This is a genomic window from Elstera litoralis (assembly GCF_000963705.1).
Lineage (GTDB): Bacteria > Pseudomonadota > Alphaproteobacteria > Elsterales > Elsteraceae > Elstera > Elstera litoralis.
In genome coordinates this window covers 1-641 of the sequence record NZ_LAJY01000809.1, presented here as the reverse complement: position 1 = coordinate 641, position 641 = coordinate 1, and the positions used below count along the sequence as shown (strand labels likewise).

Annotated in this window: 2 protein-coding genes; both read left to right on the top strand. The window is 52.9% G+C overall.

Features of this window, described 5'->3' with window-relative positions:
- On the top strand, positions 1 to 412 hold a 412-nt coding region (locus VZ95_RS19920), incomplete at its 5' end, for a hypothetical protein (protein WP_232302777.1).
- Between the two features lie 32 nt (positions 413 to 444).
- On the top strand, positions 445 to 641 hold a 197-nt coding region (locus VZ95_RS27655; RefSeq protein WP_232302776.1), incomplete at its 3' end, for a hypothetical protein.

Genomic DNA, 641 nt, shown 5'->3' with positions numbered 1-641 from the left:
CTCCGACCAGCGGACGCGCGAGTTTATTATGGAACGCTGCCGCATTCTCGCGGTTGTCGGGTTGCATCCCAATACCTTTAAGCCCCACACAGGCACCAAGACCAGCGTGCTGTTTGTCCAGAAATGGAACGATGACGCAGCGCTCGGGCCATTGTGCCCCAAGGTGCAGGACTACGATATCTTCTTTGCCACGCAGCAGGTGGAGAGCGTCGATAACTCGGGCCGCAAGGTCTATCGCAAAAACCCCGACGGAAGTTTTTTGCGCGACAGCCACGGCCACTTCATCGTGGAGCACGATCTGTTCAACCACGATGGGCTGACGGAGGATGGTATCGCCGAAGCCTTCGAGGAATTTGCCCGTAAGGAAAAGCTAAGTTTTTTTCGGGACGCCCCTTCGACCAAGGCCGCTTAAGCGGTTTGTTGGAGGGGCTTGAGGCAACGGTCTTGAGTTTATCTCAAGTCTTGGCTGACAATCGTGATAAGAGATTAGATAGCCAGTACTTTGGGCGCGCGGCTTTGGTCGCAGACAAACTCATCTTGCGGCATAATCCTGCTCGCATATCTGATATTGCATTAGAGGTTAGAAGCTTTGGCGCTTATGCACTAACCAACGAATTTGAATATCAGGAACAAGGAATCCC